Source organism: Microbacterium esteraromaticum, from assembly GCF_016907315.1.
GTDB lineage: Bacteria > Actinomycetota > Actinomycetes > Actinomycetales > Microbacteriaceae > Microbacterium > Microbacterium esteraromaticum.
In genome coordinates this window covers 1,756,800-1,773,912 of the sequence record NZ_JAFBBS010000001.1, presented here as the reverse complement: position 1 = coordinate 1,773,912, position 17,113 = coordinate 1,756,800, and the positions used below count along the sequence as shown (strand labels likewise).

The window sequence follows — 17,113 nt, the reverse complement described above, 5'->3', positions numbered from 1 at the left end:
GTCGGCGAGGAATAGCCTCGGATCGGTGGCTTCCTGCTTCATCCGGAACGGCTGCAGCAAGCTCTAGTCTCATGTTCCGTCCACAGGCGTAGGCCGCCGGCCCCGCTTTTCTCTGACGTAAGAGATCTACTACTTGGCAACCTTGGCAACCCCCTGAAAATCCGCTCTACCACTGGAATCTCTCCAGCCAAGGTCGCCTTTGGCAGGCCTTGCCCGACTTGGCAGAAGCGCGGTGGAAAGCCCGCCAATCTGGGCCTTCACAATACCCCGCGAAGGCGATCACATCAGTTGGGCGCGCATGTGCTGATGCTCAGCGACACACTCAGTCGCCCTGGTAGTTCAAGTCGCTGCGCTCGTGTACGTAGAGATGAGCGCCGTCAGGAAGGCTTCGCGACAGCAGCTGAAAGTTCAGGCGCTTGAGCCCCACTCGAAGCACATCGACTGCGGACATCTCGTGCACGAGGAACTCCACCACGGGGATAGCGCCGCTCTCTCGATGATGGGCCTCGAGCGTCTTGTAACTGTCGATGCCCGTCTCCTGGCGGTCAACCGCGAGGATGTTCAACCGCGCGGTGGCGAGGTCGTTTCCCCACACATCGATCCCAACGATCCAGTACCGATCATCGTCCAGCCCGATCTTGGCGGCCAGTTCCCGGGTACCGCCGCCGTGCGTGTCCGATGCAGCTGTGCCGGCGAAGTCGCCGTACTGGCCATAGGCCGATGTGACGAGGTCGCTCTCATCAAAATTCATCTAGGTGTCCTTTCGAGATAGTGGCAAGAGCGTATTGCCCGCCGCAGACATCGTTACCAATGGAGGGTCGGTCGGGCTTGGTGACCAAACGGCACAGACGAGGGACGCTTCGCGACCTTCCCCCACCTTGTCGAAGCGGACCGGCTCGTAAGGACCTCCGCAAGCATTCCCAACGCAACGAGTCGCCTGCATCGACGACGACCGCAAGTGGGACGAGGGGGTGGTTTCACCTCCGACCGGCGATATTGGAGGTGCTTCGTCGCCTCCGTCATCGCTGCCGTTGGCTACGCGCGCGCCGCACTGCATTCGGCCGTGTGGGCGCACGCCCGCGGCGATGGTTGGACTGGTCATACTCCCTGCCCGGCCGAGATGAAGCCAAGTACGAGCTATGGGGCGACGACCACCCGAGCACCTACGTGGAGGAGGCACCCAGCACAACCCATCGGCAGGAAGGAGGCGCAGCGACGGACGTTCCAGCTGAGGAGGTCGCGCAGTTCTAGCACCCGCGATGTTCCACCGGTCACTCTGCTGGCGGAACATCGCATCACCTGGACGCCACAGCAGATCGTGGGTATCCGAGGTCCGTCTCCACGCCCAAGCGGCCACAGGTGCGATGGCGGACCGCCTCGAGCACTCAGTTGTGCAAGCACCACTGTGCGGCGGCGCGGGCCCTGTCAGTGTGCGTACCTTTGGGCGGTCGTGTGCGGACACGAACCCGATAGGTGTCAGAACTACGTCAGGAGTACCGCTGGTCTCGTATGGGTTTCGTTAGAACGGCGGGGGCCGCCCTCATGGCCGGTGTTGGATCAGGTGTTGCGCCGGCTCACGGCGCGTGGACAGCTCATGCTGCCGCTATCACCCGAATGGAGCCTGTTGTGCTTGACCTCGTCTACGTACTGGGTGTGATCGCCCTGTTCGTCGCCGTCGGACTGCTGGGAAAGGCGGTGGAGAAGCTGTGATCGTCTTCGAGCTCCTCGCCGCCGTTCTGGCCGTCGTGGCGATTGCGTATCTCGTGTTCGCCCTCGTGAAACCGGAGCATTTCTGATGACCTGGCTGTACGCGGGGCTCGCCCTGCTCACCGTCGCCGCCGTCATCGCCGTGCTCTACCGACCGTTCGGCGACTACATGGCTTGGGTCTACACGACCGGCAAGGACTGGAGGATCGAGCGCGGCTTCTACCGCCTCATCGGCGTCGATTCTCGCTCCGAGCAGACCTGGCGCTCCTACGTCGGCTCGGTTCTCGCCGTGTCAGCCGTCGGTCTGCTGATGGTCTACGGCTTCCAGCGGCTTCAGCAGTGGCTGCCGTACTCGCTTGGGCTCCCCGCGCCGTCAGAGCACCTTTCCTTCAACACGGCCGCGTCCTTCGTCGGCAACACGAACTGGCAGTCGTACTCGCCCGAGCTCACCCTCGGGTACACCGTGCAGCTGGCAGGCCTCGCGGTGCAGAACTTCGTCTCAGCCGCAGTCGGCATGGCCGTCGCCGTGGCCCTCATCCGCGGATTCGCATACCGGCACTCCGGGACCATCGGCAACTTCTGGGTGGATCTGACCCGCGGCATCCTGCGCATCCTGCTGCCGCTCTCCGTGCTCGGCGCGGTCGTGCTGATGATCGGCGGCGTAATTCAGAACTTCAACGGGTTCACCGAGATCAACACCGTCGCCGGAGCAGCGCAGAGCATCCCCGGCGGCCCGACCGCCTCTCAGGAGGTCATCAAGCTGCTCGGCACCAACGGCGGCGGGTTCTTCAACGCCAACTCGTCGCACCCGTTCGAGAACCCCACGGCGTGGACGAACCTCTTCGAGATCCTGCTCATGCTGATCATCCCGTTCGCACTGCCTCGCGTCTTCGGCCGCATCGTCGGCGACAACCGCCAGGGGTACGCGATCCTCGCCGTCATGGGCGGGCTGTACACGGCTTCCTTCGCCATCCTCACCGCCCTCGACACCGCGGGGCGCGGCACCGCGCCCGAGCTCGCCGGCGGCGCGATGGAAGGCAAGGAGCAGCGGTTCGGGATCATCGGATCCACGCTGTTCGCCACGACCAGCACCGGCACCTCGACCGGCGCGGTGAACTCGATGCACGACTCGTACACCGCCCTCGGCGGAATGATGCCGATGATCAACATGATGCTCGGCGAGGTGACCCCGGGCGGAGTCGGGTCGGGCGTGTACGCGATGCTCGTGCTCGCGATCATCGCGGTCTTCATTTCAGGGCTGCTGATCGGTCGCACCCCCGAATACCTGGGGAAGAAGATCGGCCCCCGCGAGATCAAACTCGCCGCGCTGTACATTCTCGTGATGCCCACCCTCGTGCTCACCGGGACGGCGCTGAGCTTTGCCATCCCCGGCATCCGGGAGGACGTGGAGAACACCTCGATCTGGAACCCGGGCATCCACGGCATGTCGGAGGTGCTCTATGCGTTCACGTCGGCAGCCAACAACAATGGCTCCGCCTTCGCGGGCCTCACGGCGAACACCCCCTGGCTGAACACCGCGCTCGGCCTCACCATCCTGCTCGGACGGTTCGTTCCAATCGTGTTCGTCCTGGCGCTAGCTGGATCTCTCGCGGCGCAGGGCAAGGTGCCCGCGACCGTGGGCACGCTCCCGACTCATCGTCCGCTGTTCGTCGGACTGCTCGCAGCGGTCACCGTGCTGGTGACGGCGCTGACCTTCTTCCCCGTTCTCGCGCTGGGTCCCCTGGCGGAAGGGCTGATGTAACCACGATGTCTGCACTCACTACTCCTCGTCCCGAACCGACGAGCACACCCCCGACACGCAGCTCGTTCTCGGGGCAGCAGGTGCGCGCCGCCCTTCCCGAGGCGCTGCGCAAGCTCCACCCGCGCGAACAGTGGCGAAACCCGGTGATGTTCATCGTCTGGGTCGGCGCGCTCCTCACCACCGTTCTCGCCGTGGCGGAGCCGCTCATCGGCGGCCCGGCCGCGTCCGGCGGCACTGAGGTGCCCTGGTCGTTTACCGGCGCGATCACGCTCTGCCTCTGGCTGACCGTGCTCTTTGCGAACTTCGCGGAGTCGGTCGCCGAGGGTCGCGGAAAGGCGCAGGCGGAGACGCTGCGGAGAACGCGGCAAAGCACCACCGCGCACCGAGTCGACCGCTACGACGCGGATGGCGATCCGGCAGCCGAACGCGCCACAGTGTCAGCGATGGCGTCGTCGCAACTCACCCTCGGCGACATTGTGATCGTCAGCGCCGGCGAGCTCATCCCCGCCGACGGCGATATCGTCGCCGGCATCGCGTCCGTGGACGAGTCCGCGATTACGGGGGAGTCGGCGCCTGTGGTGCGCGAGTCCGGCGGTGACCGCTCGGCGGTGACAGGTGGTACCCGGGTGCTCAGCGACCGGATCGTCGTGCGCGTGACGTCCCGGCCGGGCGAAACGTTCGTCGACCGTATGATCGCGCTCGTCGAGGGCGCGGCCCGGCAGAAGACACCCAACGAGGTCGCCCTTAACATCCTGCTCGCCAGCCTGTCAATCGTCTTCGTCGTCGTCGGCCTCACCCTCAACCCCATCGCGTCGTATGCGGCAGCGCCGGTGAGTGTCGCCGTGCTCGTCGCCTTGCTCGTTTGCCTGATCCCGACAACCATCGGGGCGCTGCTCAGTGCAATCGGCATCGCCGGGATGGACAGGCTCGTGCAGCGCAACGTGCTCGCGATGTCGGGGCGGGCCGTCGAGGCGGCGGGAGATGTGACCACGCTTCTGCTCGACAAAACCGGAACGATCACGTACGGCAACCGGCGCGCCACCGCATTCATCCCGGTCACCGGGGCACACCACGACGAACTCATGCGCTGCGCAGCCATGTCGTCGCTCGCCGACCCCACGCCGGAAGGCTCATCCATCGTCGAACTCGCGCTCGATAAGGGCGTGGAGGTGGGATCGGCGATCCCCGGCGAGATCGTGCCGTTCACCGCGCAAACCCGCATGTCCGGGCTGGACGGCGCGGACGGGGTGAGCATCCGCAAAGGAGCGACCTCGGCAATCGTGGCCTGGCTTGCAGACACCGGCTCAGCTCTGACGCCGGATCGGCTCGCCGAGGTCGAGGCTGCGGTCGAGCAGATCTCGCAGACCGGTGGCACTCCCCTCGTCGTCGCCGTCCGCGACGCCCAGGGCACGGGGCGGGTGCTCGGAGTAGTGCATCTGAAGGACATCGTCAAGGAAGGCCTGCCCGCGAAGTTCTCGGAGATGCGCGCCATGGGCATCCGCACCGTGATGATCACGGGCGACAACCCCCTCACCGCTGCGGCAATTGCCGCCGAGGCCGGCGTCGATGACTTCCTCGCGGAGGCCACCCCGGAGGACAAGCTCGCTTACATCCGCAAGGAGCAGGAGGGCGGCAACCTCGTTGCCATGACCGGCGACGGCACGAACGATGCGCCCGCTCTCGCCCAGGCGGATGTCGGTGTCGCGATGAACTCGGGCACGTCGGCGGCGAAGGAGGCCGGCAACATGGTCGACCTCGACTCCGACCCGTCGAAGCTCATCGACATCGTCCGGGTCGGCAAGCAGCTGCTTATCACCAGAGGAGCGCTGACGACGTTCTCGATCTCGAACGACATCGCGAAGTACTTCGCGATCATTCCTGCGATGTTCATGGGGGTCTTCCCACAGCTCGGTGCGCTGAATGTGATGGGGTTGCACTCGCCCTCATCCGCCGTGCTGTCGGCAGTGATCTTCAACGCGATTGTGATCGTGTTTCTCATCCCGCTCGCGCTGCGCGGTGTGCGGTACCGCCCTGGTGGCGCCTCGCAGATCCTTGGCCGCAACCTCGCCGTCTACGGCCTCGGCGGCGTCATCACCCCCTTCATCGGGATCTGGCTGATCGACCTCGTCGTGCGCCTCATCCCGGGCTTCTGAGCTGACGAAAGAAGACTGCAGAATGAGCACCCTCACCCGCCAATCCGCGCGCACCACCTGGGTCGCGCTGCGCTCGATGGCCCTGCTGACCATCCTGCTCGGCGTCGTGTACACCGTGACGATCACCCTGATCGGGCAGCTCTTGCTCCCCGCCCAGGCGAACGGGTCCCTCGTGCGCGACGACGACGGTCAGGTCGCAGGCTCGGCGCTGATCGGCCAGAACTTCGCGGACGCCGATGGCGCTCCGCTGCCGGAGTACTTCCAGCCGCGTCCCTCCGCAGCCGGCGACGGCTACGACGGCGGCGCGTCGTCGGGTTCCAACTACGGACCCGAGAACGAGGAGCTGATCGCGATGATCACCGAGCGCAGGACGCAAATCTCCCGGTTCAACGGTGTGGCGGAGTCAGCTGTCCCTGCCGACGCGGTCACCGCGTCGTCGTCCGGCCTCGACCCGCACATCAGCCCGGAGTACGCAGCCATCCAGGTGGCGCGGATCGCGGATGCGCGTAGCCTGTCGGTCACGGATGTACGCACCCTGCTGGACGCCCACACTAGGGGTCGCGAGTTCGGCTTCCTGGGCTCGCCGACGGTCAACGTGCTGGAGTTGAACGTCGCACTGGATTCTGCGAGGGGATGACCATGTCACGACGAGGGCGGCTCAGAGTGCTGCTCGGCGCCGCCCCCGGCGTCGGCAAGACATTCGCGATGCTGGAGGAGGGGCGACGACTGCAGGCCGAGGGCATCGACGTCGTCATCGCGGTCGTCGAGACCCACGGCCGACGGGCGACCGCCGCCCTGACTGAGAACCTGCCGTCGGTTCCGCGCGCTCGAGTCACCCACCGCGGCGTCGCCCTGGAGGAGATGGACCTCCACGCGGTTCTCGCTCGCCGACCTGCGGTGGCGCTGGTCGATGAGCTGGCGCATACGAACGCGGCGGGCTCGGTGAACGACAAGCGCTGGCAGGACGTACAGGAGCTTCTCGCTTCGGGCATTGACGTGATCTCGACAGTGAACATCCAGCACGTGGAATCACTGCACGACGTGGTCGAGCAAATCACCGGAGCACCGCAGCGCGAGACCGTGCCGGACAACTTCCTGCGCAGTGCGGATCAGATCGAGCTGGTCGACCTGGCGCCGCAGGCCCTGCGCGACCGTCTCAGCACCGGCCTGGTCTATCCGGCAGAGCGCATCGACGCAGCCCTGTCGAACTACTTCCGGCTCGGCAACCTGACCGCGCTGAGGGAGCTGGCCCTCATCTGGCTCGCAGACGAAGTAGATCAGGCACTGAACGGATACCGGAAGGCCCACGGCATCGACTCGACGTGGGAGGCACGGGAACGGGTCGTGGTCGCCCTCACCGGGGGGCCGGAGGGTGAAACGCTTCTCCGGCGCGGTGCGCGCATCGCGGCGCGATCCGCGGGCGGCGAGCTCGTCGCGGTGCACGTCACCAGTCAAGATGGCCTGAAGAGCGCAGACCCGGGCGCGCTCGCGCAGCAGCGGGCGCTGGTCGAGAAGCTCAACGGCGCGTACCACCAGGTCGTCGGAGAGGACATCCCCACCGCTCTCGTCGAGTTCGCCCGCTCGGTGAACGCGACGCAGCTGGTGCTCGGTGCGAGCCGCAGGGGCCGCTTCGCGTCCGCGCTGACCGGCCCCGGCATCGGGGCCACCGTGGTGCGGGAGTCCGGCGACATCGACGTGCACATGGTGAATCACGCCGCGGCCGGACGCCGGATGACGCTCCCACCCCTCACCGGCGCGCTCAGCCTCAAGAGGCGAATCCTCGGTCTCTCGCTCGCGCTCATCGCCGGCCCCATCCTGACCGGGGCACTCTTCCTCACCCGCAGCGACGACTCCATCACCACGGACGTGCTGAGCTTCCAGCTGCTCGTCGTGATCGTCGCCCTCGTTGGCGGGTTCTGGCCGGCGCTGTTCGCCGCCGTCCTGTCTGGGATCACCCTCGACTTCCTGTTCATCGAACCGCTCTTCACCGTGCACATCCACGAGCCACACCACCTCCTCGCACTCGTGCTGTACGTCGTGATCGCCGGTCTCGTCAGCTTCATCGTCGACCGCGCCGCCCGGTACACGCGCGCCGCACGCCGCTCGGCGGCCGAGGCCGAGCTGATCCAGACCATCGCTGGCAGCGTGCTGCGCGGCGAGAGCGCGATTCAGGCGCTCGTCGACCGCACGCGAGAGGCGTTCCACCTGTCAGGCGTCCGCCTGCTCGCCGGCGAGGACGTGCTCGCCCGCTCGGGTGAGCCTCTGGCTGACAACCGGCACACCGTGATCACCATCATCGACGATGTCGTCCTCGAACTGCACGGCACCGATCTCGCCGCCTCGGAGCGTAGGCTGCTCGCTGTCGTCACGGCGCAACTGCAGGCGGCCCTCGAGCACGAGCATCTCGAGCGCGCTGCGAAGGAGATGGAGCCCATCGCCGCATCCGACCGCGTCCGCGGTGCCCTTCTCTCGGCGCTCAGCCACGACCTACGGCGCCCTCTTGCCGCTGCGGCCGCTGCTGTCGGCGGGCTGAAAACCGCCGGCGCGGAGATGGCCGCAGCGGATCGCGAAGAGCTGCTCGACACGGCCGACGAAAGCCTGACCGCGCTGTCCGCCCTGGTCACCGACCTGCTCGACGTCAGCCGACTGCAGGCAGGGGCGATCAGCATCAACGACATCCCGACCGACCCCGGCGGCGCGGTCGCCGCAGCCCTCGACGAACTGGACCTCGGCCCCGGCGATGTCACGCTCGCCTTAAACCACGAGGACGTACTCGCCCGCGCCGATCCAGTGCTGCTCCAGCGGGTGATCGTGAACCTGCTCACCAATGCGCTGCGATACAGTCCAGCGGGGGTGCCCGTGCATATCAGTACGAGCACCTTCGCCGACGCGCTCGAGATCCGAATCATCGACCGCGGACCCGGCATTCCCCAAGAGAAGCGGCAGGAGATGTTCTTGCCCTTCCAGCGACTCGGCGACACCGACAACACCACCGGTCTCGGCCTCGGGCTCGCCCTCTCGCGAGGCTTCGTCGAGGCCATGCACGGTACTCTCACTCCCGAGGTCACTCCCGCGGGCGGTCTCACGATGGTGATCTCGCTCGCAGCCATCGTGGCGAAACAGGCAACCGAACAGGAGACGCCGTGAAGATCCTCATCGCCGACGACGATTCGCAGATCGTGCGGGCGCTGCGTATCACGCTGATAGCTAAGGGATACCAGATTGTCACGGCTGCGGACGGCTCACAGGCGATTGCTGCAGCGGTCGACCAACGCCCCGACCTCTTCCTGCTCGACCTCGGAATGCCTCAGCTCGACGGCCTCGAGGTGATCACCGCGGTCCGGGGATGGTCTCAGTCCCCGATCCTCGTCGTCTCCGGCCGCGCCGGAGCAAGCGACAAAGTCGAAGCGCTCGACGCGGGTGCCGACGACTACCTGACGAAGCCTTTCGCTGTCGAAGAACTGCTCGCGCGGATCCGTGCGCTCACTCGCCGCGCTGGGCAGGACGACTCGCAGCCGAGCGTGCGCTTCGGAGATGTGACCGTGGATCTCGTCGCTCGCAGCGTCACCCGCTCGACGGCGGAAGGCACGCGGCAGGTGCGTCTCACCCCCACCGAATGGCAGGTGCTCGAGATCCTGGTGCGCAACCCCGGCAGGCTCGTCACGCGGCAGACGATGCTGACCACCATCTGGGGTTCAGAGCACGTTGAGGACACCGGCTACCTGCGGCTGTACCTCTCACAGCTGCGCCGGAAGCTGGAATCTGATCCGTCCCAGCCAACCCACCTCATCACCGAGCCGGGAATGGGCTACCGATTGGACGGCGCCTCGTAAGGATGGCGGCCGTACTCCATGGGGACTGATCCGCGATCTACCCAACCCGGCACAACTCGACCGCATAGAGCGCCGGTCCAGCCCGTACGGGCTCGCGGCCCGAGCTGCGCGCGCCAGCTCGGGCGTCATCCCAAACCTATCCGAGGGCTATCCAGCGGATTCAGAGCCGCGACGCTGGTGCAGGCATGGTCGCGACCGTCGCGCCTGCGGATACCGCTCCCGATACAACGGTTGCCAGCCGTGCTGGTCCGCCCGAGCCATGATCGCGTCGACACGGGAGGGCGCACCCGCCTTGCACGCGAGATGGTTCACGCCTGGTGCCCTGCGATCATGCGAGGCGGTGGACAGGTTTGGGGAGATTGTGAGCGTCAGATACGCTCCGCCAGCGGCCCACGACTCGCCCTCGGGCCACTCGCCCTCGCGCTCGAAGCCGAGCTCGCGAAGCAGCCAGCCCGATTCAGCTGGAGCCTCCGCAAGATTCACGATCCACACCTCGACATGATGAAACCCCGCCACGACCTACAGTCTCTCAATACCGCCGACAGCGCATTGGGCGACACGTCCTAGTCCCGCCTACTCGCCATCAGACTGAGGCGCCGGTCCTGACCCGCGGTAATGCTGCGCGCGTCACAACACCTTCCGAACGGGCTTCGGGACCCGACAGCAGGCGAGGATGCTCCAGGGCGCCGAGAGTAGAGTCCACCGCGGCCCCTGAGCCCGCTCGGAAAAGTGTCGTGTCAAAGACGCGCCGTCTCGCCCGGGACCGCGGTTCTTGGGCGACATTCAGTGTCACTGGGCTCCGTTCCCGACACTTCTTGTCGGCCGGGCGCACGCGCTGAGCGACACCGGAATCCTGTCCACAATCTTGTCCCCCAAAAGGGGGACAAAAGGGACGGAATCCTGATATATTGCTTAGGTACCTGGGGAACTCGGCTCGACGGGACATGGGGGACCGCGACGAGCTGAGGACAGGACATCACTCCCCCCAGTGATGTCACCGCCTCGGGGATGCGGCTTGGGGAAACCGCGTCCCTGGGGGCGGTCGTTGTGAACGGAAATGAGCGCCGCCCCGGCGGCGCAGTCAAGCACAGCCACCTTCATCGGAACCCGGAGCGTCGAACGCGCCCGGGACCGACGGCGGGACGAACGGGAGGGAACCATGGTCACTCAAGCGATCCATGTCGAGGATGCGGAAGAGCTGCGCTGGCTGCGTGCCGGCTGGCTGAAGCACGTCCGCGAGCGCACGTCGACATACTCTGTCGTCACCGCGAGCATCTTCCTGCTGTTCGGCGTGCTCGGCATCATCGAGCTCTTCGAGACCGACATCACTCTGTGGGAGCAGGTGCTCTCGGGTGGGACGGCGCTGGTCGGCCTGGGGGTCTTCGCGCTCGTCGCGCTCGTCGGCATCGAACTGCCGCGCTGGGTCGGCATGGCGCTCGTCGTCGCGCACGCCCTTGTCTCGGTGTACTACCTCGGTTTCTCCGACGAGCGGCAGAACGCCATCGCGGTGCTGCAGGAGCTGCCGCTCATCGCCATGTTCTTCTCCTGGTTCTACGGCGCGAGGGTCGCCCGCGCGGGTGAGTTCGCCATCCTCGTCGCCCTCGGCGCCGCGATGGCTTTCGGCCCGTTCGCGCCGGGGGCGGGCAGCGTGCTCGGCCCCGCGAACATCATCGGTGCGGCTCTGTTCACCTGGCTGTGCCTCGAAGCGGGGCTCTTCGTGCGGCACCGCATCCGGCTGGAATCGCACTCCGACCCTCTGACCGGTGCGCTGAACCGTCGAGGGTTCATCGCCAAGGCCGAGCTCGAGATGCGCCGCGCGACCCGCCATCAGCGGCCGCTCGCCATCGCCGTGCTCGACCTCGACAAGTTCAAGTCGATCAACGACGGCGGAGGTCACGCCGCCGGCGACTACGTGCTGCGGTCGCTCACCGCGCAGTGGATGTCGCTGTCGCGCCAGACCGACATCGTCGGCCGTCTCGGTGGTGACGAGTTCGCCATGCTGATGCCCGAGACCGATGAGGACGAGGCGCGGGTCGTGATGGCCCGGCTGCGTGAGTACGCGAGCCACTCGTGGTCGTGGGGCGTCACGCAGGTGCACCCCGGCGACACCATCGAGGGCGCGCTCGACCGCGCCGACAGAGCCATGTACGCCGAAAAGGGCTCGGCGACCGATACGCAGAGTCGGCGGCAGGAATCCGAGACGGTCACGCTCCTCTCCGCGTAAACGAGCTCGCCGCCAAGACATGCGGCTTCCGGCGTCCACGGCACAAGCAACGACACAGGACCGGCGCTGATACCTCGCCCAAATTCTGCAGTAGCTCGTTGCACGATTCAGAGCAGCCCGCCCAAAGCACTCATCGTCAGTTCGGCAACGGACCGTTGGCGAACCAACCACCCCGTCTCCACAGGTCTCCGCTCGGCTTGCTCGCCGGCGTTCTCGGTGAACCCGAAAGCGAAACCGCAACCTGGAGCCTGACGGCGCGGCCTCCGAAGATGGCCGCTTCGCCTGCACGCCGATGTTCCCATGACCCGCCAACGACACCGCAACGTGGCGAGCGGAGGTCTGGCCGGGCGCGTGGGACTGCCCGAATCCGAATTCTCCAACGCATCGTTGGAGAAATGACGGCCGCCTCACCCGTGACATCCGCTGCCCCACGCCGTCGCCCTCATAGGCGTGAGGCTGACGCCGGATGGTCCGGAGCACCGGCGCGGGCCACGTCCTGCGCCCCGGTGCATCGCGCGCCTGCGCAGGCGGCGACTTACGTGGTCGCGCGCTCGGGGTGTGTGGGCCGCGTAGGCTTGCTGCCGATGCTCGAGCCGCACCTCATGTGTATCGCTGTGGAGTTGCCATGGGTGGGTACTGGCCCCGGCAGAAGGCTTCGCCTCCCTGCAACGGCCGCGGCACGCTCGGCAGCTCACTGACTGCTCGACCGGGGATGTACTCTCCGCGACACTCTCTCACCGGATACCCTGCGGCACATCAGCACCCTCAAACATAGATCCGCCGGAATCTGGCAGCTGCCAAGCTCCAGCCAAGTCCGAAAAGCATGACTTTTCCCAGGCCAGGGGCGAGAAAACACCCCTCCAGCCAAGGTTGCCAAGTGCGGGATGTCCTATATAGGTGATTTCAGAGTGAAGTTAGGCCTATCTCTCTTACTTCTCTCTTTTTCTTCTCATACAACAGATCTACTACTTGGCAACCTTGGCAGAGGCCCCCAATCCCAAGCGAGAGTAAGGCTCCCTCCAGCCAAGGCCACCTTGGCAAACCTTGCCGCACTTGGCAGAAACCGGGCCCTCACAGCCCCTCATGGGACCGCCGGAGGCCTCCTCAACAACTTCACGCGGTCGAGCCGGGGACTGAGTTCCCCGGCCAGCCCGACCAAGCAACAGTCGCTCGGGAGGTTCGCTGCAGGCGCGTTGAGTCAGTGGCGTCGACAGGGCGGGAGTTGTTGAGCTTGCGGTCGGCTGAGGCTTCCGGGCTGGCTGCGACATCCGGTGAGGTGTGCTCGAGCATCACCAAGGTCTCCGCCCGGTTCACGAGGAGAGACATTCCTATTGACGCACGACCGCGGCGGGACGAAAATTCGCGCATCGGAAGTATCCGCTGGGGAAAGGAACTGTCATGTCCGCTTCAACCGATCAGATCAACACGTTCGCGAACGGCCAGGCACCCGCTGTGGAACGAGCCGCCAGGCTCATCCTGGAACGGGTCGACTTCAATGCGATGCTCGCAGAGGCAGGAGTCGACCTCACGGGCGCGGACGCAGTGACCATCGAGTTCGTCACCGATGTCGATGAGGTTGGCACCTTGAAGAAGCGCCCAGGCGACGGCAAGGGATGCATCACGGTCTGCGTGGGATGGGGGCCAGCGAAAGTGTGCTGGAAGAACTGCGACGACTGACCAGTGGAGGTTGCATGAGGCGCCGAGCGCACCAACAGCGCAATACGCGAGATGATCGACGCCGTGCGCCGCCGCAACCGTGACTCAGGCGGGTGAACGGTTCGGGATCTGCCGGCCGCCCGAAGGATGGGGACCCGCATGTTGTCAGGCAGGTGCGCGACGGTCGGTAGGATCAGGGCAGCTGCACTCGCACGGGATGGGGATCCCCTGCGGCTCGAAGGTCAGCTCGCGCATGCAGGAGCGGTGAAAGCGGTGGCAGCACTCGACGCATCGGAACACCCCATCGACCGCAAGAATCCGCTCGAGGGCGTCGAGCGCCACATCTAGCATCTCGGCAATCCGAGCGATGGGTCGCCCGTAGGTATCAGCCAGGAGGCGTGCGTATCGCGCCTGTCCAAGGCGATGTTCCCTTCCCCGTCTCCGCACAGCTTCAGCGAGTGCCAGCGCTCCTGCCTGCCTCTCGTTAGGCTGGGTATTGTCCATCTGTTTCCTCCTCGGGCCGGGTGGTGTTGGGGCGGCTCCCGTGATTGGACTCTCGGAGCCGCCCCTTTGTTGTACCGGCTGCGGGGGACCTCCCCGACAGTCCCAGAGTGGGACCTGTCGCGGCATCACGCAACCGACCCTGTGGAGAATGGTGTGGACAACCTGCGAACAACGCCGCGTGTTGAGTGGAGAAGAACTGTGGATAAGGTTGTGCACAGGGTGTGAAGAAGGACTCACATCCCTGTAGTTCCGCGCAGAACCGTGCACCCGCCAGGTGTGGACACAAATTGACTTCAACCCGAGATTGAAGCTTCGAGCATTCGCGTCAACAATGTGCAGAATCCGGGAAATTTAAGAGCGTCACAACGTCTTTGATGAACAGGGTGGGCGGTCATCCGGCTCGCGGCCACGCGAGGAGTTCCCCCGGTTCACCGCTCCTCGGCCGTGTTCGTCGAAGCGCATCGGTATGGTGCTACGCCGCCGCTGCTTGATCGTTGGCATGGGGTGGCGCGTGAACAGCGGCTTGGCGGTAAGCAAGTTGGTCTGTCCTCGGATGTCGGAGGCCGCATCGATGATGTTGCGATGACTGACTTCCAATGGTGGGCCGAGATATGGATTCCGGCCGGCACAGGAACCGCGACGCTGGTCGTGTCCGGTATCGCGTTATGGGTGTCCCATCGAGCGACAAGGATGGCGGAGAAGGTCGAGGAACAGCGTCAAGCGGCCGAAGTTGAGCGAACAGCGGACGAGCTGCGTCGCCGCCTCATAGAGATGGCGATTGGCGAGGCACGAGTTCTCCAGCGGTGGGTGATCGAGCAGACCCGGCCCGGACTCTTCTGGTCGCAGCTCAACCGGAATCGCAACCACCCCTCACAGCGGTCCGCGGTCGAACAAGCCAAGATCAATGCACGCGTGGCTTTGACGCAAAGCCTCGTTCCCGGCGCGGACGATCTGCTGCGCATCACCACCTTCGACCTGGAGAACCTTCATCTCTACATCGCCCAACAGACGAAGGACTCCGATGAGACGAACGCAGCCCGCGCGAACATGCTTGAGCGGCGTATCGAGCGCACCACGACGCGTATCCGGTTCTGGGGCCTGGATCCGATTCAGACTGCTCGCGAAGTTGAGCGCGACCTACGCTTGATCGATGGCAGCCCGCTCGAATACCTCATGTTCGGCGACGTTCGCCTCGCGGCCATGGACGAGTCGCGAATATGAACTCCTACTCGAAGAACCTTTCGTCGAGTTGCACCGCGTTGCCCCATACCCAGCAGCGGTAGGTCTGCCCTGCAGCCTTAAACTCGATCCCAGCCGCGAGAGCGGTGGACCGAACAATCCTCGCGTCCACGCGCACCGACTCGGGCCCGAACCGCACCCACGCGCGTACACGCCGTTGTGCATCCCAGGGGTAAATCGTGACGGGTTGGGTACGTTCTTCGAGCGCGCGCTCGGTGAGCGACTGCAGCGGTCCATGCTTCGCGGCCGCGACAATCGCTTGATCTTGCATGCGCTTCTCGGTCGCCGCCTCGCGCAACGCTGATGGTCGTCCCATGGCCGGCGTGTCCTTCCTCCGGCCGAGAGCGTAGATTCTACGTCCGACAGCCGACCGGCGACTCCGGTCTCATGTGCCCGCGGGCGGCGAAGCGAGGGCGCGCTGCGACAAGGGTTCTCCGTTTCGGGGCGTCACCGCAGTTCAAGTGCACCTGTCAGTTCACCGTCTGGGCGTACTCAGCCTTCCCCTTGAGGTTCGCCTTCGACCAAAGCACCTCGGGCAGCTGGGCCTCGGAGGCCCGAGCCTCATGCGATCAACCCGCGTCAGCGGCGCAATCCAATAGGTCGAGGCACCGGCATCAGGGAGCTGACAGCTCCGACCGCTGGTCCGCCGCACGCTCGACAGCCTCTTTTACGCGTCACAGCTCGCCAACCGTGAGGCCTTCGAGCTAGATGTCGACGAGCGTTCATTGCCGTCTCAGGCGGTCGTCACATTAGCCTGCTCGCAGCGCCGGCTGCGACGCCATGCGGCGCGATGTCAGCTTCTCACGTGGCGTGCGTCACTTACGGCGACGGCATGCAACGCCCTCACCATCCCGATATTTGCAGCGACTCCGATGACGAGAATGGCCACCAGCATAATCACATTGCTCGGGCTAGACCACACGTACACCGGTATGAGAAGTGACGAAAATATTGGACCGACAGCCACTGATGCGGGCCAGGGGAGCACACCCTTCAATTTCGAAACTGCCGACGCGCTTAGAGCTGTAGGCAGCGGAATCGCGATGAGGCCCCCGACGAGCATGCCCGCGACCAGCTCGACCGGCCAGGCGGGATCTTCGAAGAACTGCAGACGCCCCCACAACTCGAAGGGATACCCTGCGTATAGAAGTACGAAACACGCACCTGTGCCGAAGTTCGCGAGAACGAGCGCCAACCATAGGCGCTTCCAACGAACTATGACACGGTCGCCACCTGCCATTACTCACCCCCTAGCTCGCGCTTCAGATTATCGGCATGCGTCGCCGCCGCAACGTATCCTTGCGACCCAACGCTGAGGGTATCTCGCTCGAGGTAGATCGCATTTCTCCTTGCAGGTACTCAAGTTGATTCAGTCGAGCCAGGCTCGTCACAAACCATTCTCGAGAACGATGAACGTCCCATATGTCCGGGTGGTGGTTGTGCCGACGACTCGGTTTGATGTCAAGGTCGGACCAGTCTTCGATTGACACTCGCTCCCAGTCCTGAACTTAAGGCAGCCTCGCCCAGCATCCCTTCAATGAGCCACTCCAAGCGTGTTGCTGTGGCATGCAAGGTCAGCCCTGGAGGGTCCGCGTTCACTCGTCGCGAGCCGGCGTCGAATCTCGCGTTCAAGCCTCGCTAGCCTCACACCAAGGCCCCCGCCTCCTCAATCCTGGGGTGGTCGGTGCAGTTAATGTGGCCGCATCCGTGACGTCGTCACACCGAACTCACGCCGACAACCGCACAGGTGGCTCGCGTGGCAAGCGTCGACCGCAGTGTGGCCCGTAGCTGGCCGCGCGAGCGCGACTGCTACGGCTGGTACGTGACACGAACTCCGCCACCGACTTCGTGAGCGACTCGTTTCGCAAGCGATCTGCCTTCCCGCTCCCACTCAGACCGCTCCTGGACTGTGCCGCTCGATTCCACTACGAGGACTTCCCACTGCGCGTTCCAAGCAACGAGGTCCCCAACCAGTTGCTGAGACAGTCCTGCCTTGTCGGGGTCGATGGGCCCACCATCCGAGCCGGGAGTGCGA

11 protein-coding genes and 1 pseudogene are annotated in these 17,113 nt (G+C 65.3%); 9 read left to right on the top strand and 3 right to left on the bottom strand.

What is annotated here, in order from left to right; translation table 11 throughout:
• Positions 1-322 precede the first annotated feature (322 nt).
• Positions 323-751, bottom strand: a complete 429-nt coding sequence (locus JOE67_RS08595; protein WP_204975101.1) for a hypothetical protein — start codon at positions 749-751, stop codon at positions 323-325.
• A 955-nt stretch (positions 752-1,706) separates the two neighbouring features.
• On the opposite strand from JOE67_RS08595, the gene JOE67_RS08590 reads away from it, so the two are divergent.
• The 6 genes from JOE67_RS08590 to JOE67_RS08565 are packed head-to-tail and all read left to right on the top strand — an operon-like array spanning position 1,707 to position 9,455.
• Entirely contained in the window at positions 1,707-1,796 is a 90-nt protein-coding gene (locus tag JOE67_RS08590) for a potassium-transporting ATPase subunit F (RefSeq protein WP_204975099.1), read from the top strand.
• Entirely contained in the window at positions 1,796-3,469 is a 1,674-nt protein-coding gene (gene kdpA, locus JOE67_RS08585) for a potassium-transporting ATPase subunit KdpA (protein ID WP_204975096.1), read from the top strand. The genes JOE67_RS08590 and kdpA overlap by 1 nt, the downstream gene beginning before the upstream one ends.
• Before the next feature lie 5 nt (positions 3,470-3,474).
• On the top strand, positions 3,475-5,622 hold the full coding sequence (gene kdpB / locus JOE67_RS08580; protein ID WP_204975094.1) for a potassium-transporting ATPase subunit KdpB: 2,148 nt from the start codon (positions 3,475-3,477) through the stop codon (positions 5,620-5,622).
• Between the two features lie 22 nt (positions 5,623-5,644).
• Entirely contained in the window at positions 5,645-6,259 is a 615-nt protein-coding gene (gene kdpC, locus JOE67_RS08575; RefSeq protein WP_204975092.1) for a K(+)-transporting ATPase subunit C, read from the top strand.
• A 2-nt stretch (positions 6,260-6,261) separates the two neighbouring features.
• On the top strand, positions 6,262-8,769 hold the full coding sequence (locus JOE67_RS08570; RefSeq protein WP_204975090.1) for a DUF4118 domain-containing protein: 2,508 nt from the start codon (positions 6,262-6,264) through the stop codon (positions 8,767-8,769).
• Positions 8,766-9,455 (top strand): response regulator, encoded by a 690-nt coding sequence (locus JOE67_RS08565; RefSeq protein WP_204975088.1) that lies wholly within the window; start codon positions 8,766-8,768, stop codon positions 9,453-9,455. Before JOE67_RS08570 ends, JOE67_RS08565 begins: the two co-directional genes overlap by 4 nt.
• Before the next feature lie 201 nt (positions 9,456-9,656).
• Here the strand turns inward: JOE67_RS08565 and JOE67_RS15515 are convergent.
• A pseudogene (locus tag JOE67_RS15515) lies at positions 9,657-9,971 on the bottom strand (VOC family protein); the annotation flags it as partial.
• Between the two features lie 643 nt (positions 9,972-10,614).
• On the opposite strand from JOE67_RS15515, the gene JOE67_RS08560 reads away from it, so the two are divergent.
• The 3 genes from JOE67_RS08560 to JOE67_RS08550 all read left to right on the top strand — a co-directional run bounded on the left by JOE67_RS08560 (position 10,615) and on the right by JOE67_RS08550 (position 15,060).
• A complete protein-coding gene (locus tag JOE67_RS08560) occupies positions 10,615-11,679 on the top strand; it encodes a GGDEF domain-containing protein (protein ID WP_204975085.1) in 1,065 nt (354 codons plus the stop codon).
• A gap of 1,398 nt (positions 11,680-13,077) precedes the next feature.
• Positions 13,078-13,356, top strand: a complete 279-nt coding sequence (locus JOE67_RS08555) for an arginine repressor (RefSeq protein WP_204975083.1) — start codon at positions 13,078-13,080, stop codon at positions 13,354-13,356.
• Positions 13,357-14,421: 1,065 nt separating this feature from the next.
• Entirely contained in the window at positions 14,422-15,060 is a 639-nt protein-coding gene (locus JOE67_RS08550) for a hypothetical protein (RefSeq protein ID WP_204975080.1), read from the top strand.
• Positions 15,061-15,064: 4 nt separating this feature from the next.
• Here JOE67_RS08550 and JOE67_RS08545 read toward each other — a convergent pair whose 3' ends face one another.
• Entirely contained in the window at positions 15,065-15,394 is a 330-nt protein-coding gene (locus JOE67_RS08545; protein ID WP_239528053.1) for a hypothetical protein, read from the bottom strand.
• Positions 15,395-17,113 lie beyond the last annotated feature (1,719 nt).

Bases quoted from the DNA above. Each gene is read 5' to 3' on its own strand.
- kdpB (WP_204975094.1), top strand. From the start codon at position 3,475: ATGTCTGCACTCACTACTCCTCGTCCCGAACCGACGAGCACACCCCCG.
- kdpA (WP_204975096.1), top strand. From the start codon at position 1,796: ATGACCTGGCTGTACGCGGGGCTCGCCCTGCTCACCGTCGCCGCCGTC.
- JOE67_RS08595 (WP_204975101.1), bottom strand. From the start codon at position 751: ATGAATTTTGATGAGAGCGACCTCGTCACATCGGCCTATGGCCAGTAC.
- JOE67_RS08560 (WP_204975085.1), top strand. From the start codon at position 10,615: ATGGTCACTCAAGCGATCCATGTCGAGGATGCGGAAGAGCTGCGCTGG.
- JOE67_RS08550 (WP_204975080.1), top strand. From the start codon at position 14,422: ATGACTGACTTCCAATGGTGGGCCGAGATATGGATTCCGGCCGGCACA.
- JOE67_RS08545 (WP_239528053.1), bottom strand. From the start codon at position 15,394: ATGGGACGACCATCAGCGTTGCGCGAGGCGGCGACCGAGAAGCGCATG.
- JOE67_RS08555 (WP_204975083.1), top strand. From the start codon at position 13,078: ATGTCCGCTTCAACCGATCAGATCAACACGTTCGCGAACGGCCAGGCA.
- JOE67_RS08570 (WP_204975090.1), top strand. From the start codon at position 6,262: ATGTCACGACGAGGGCGGCTCAGAGTGCTGCTCGGCGCCGCCCCCGGC.
- kdpC (WP_204975092.1), top strand. From the start codon at position 5,645: ATGAGCACCCTCACCCGCCAATCCGCGCGCACCACCTGGGTCGCGCTG.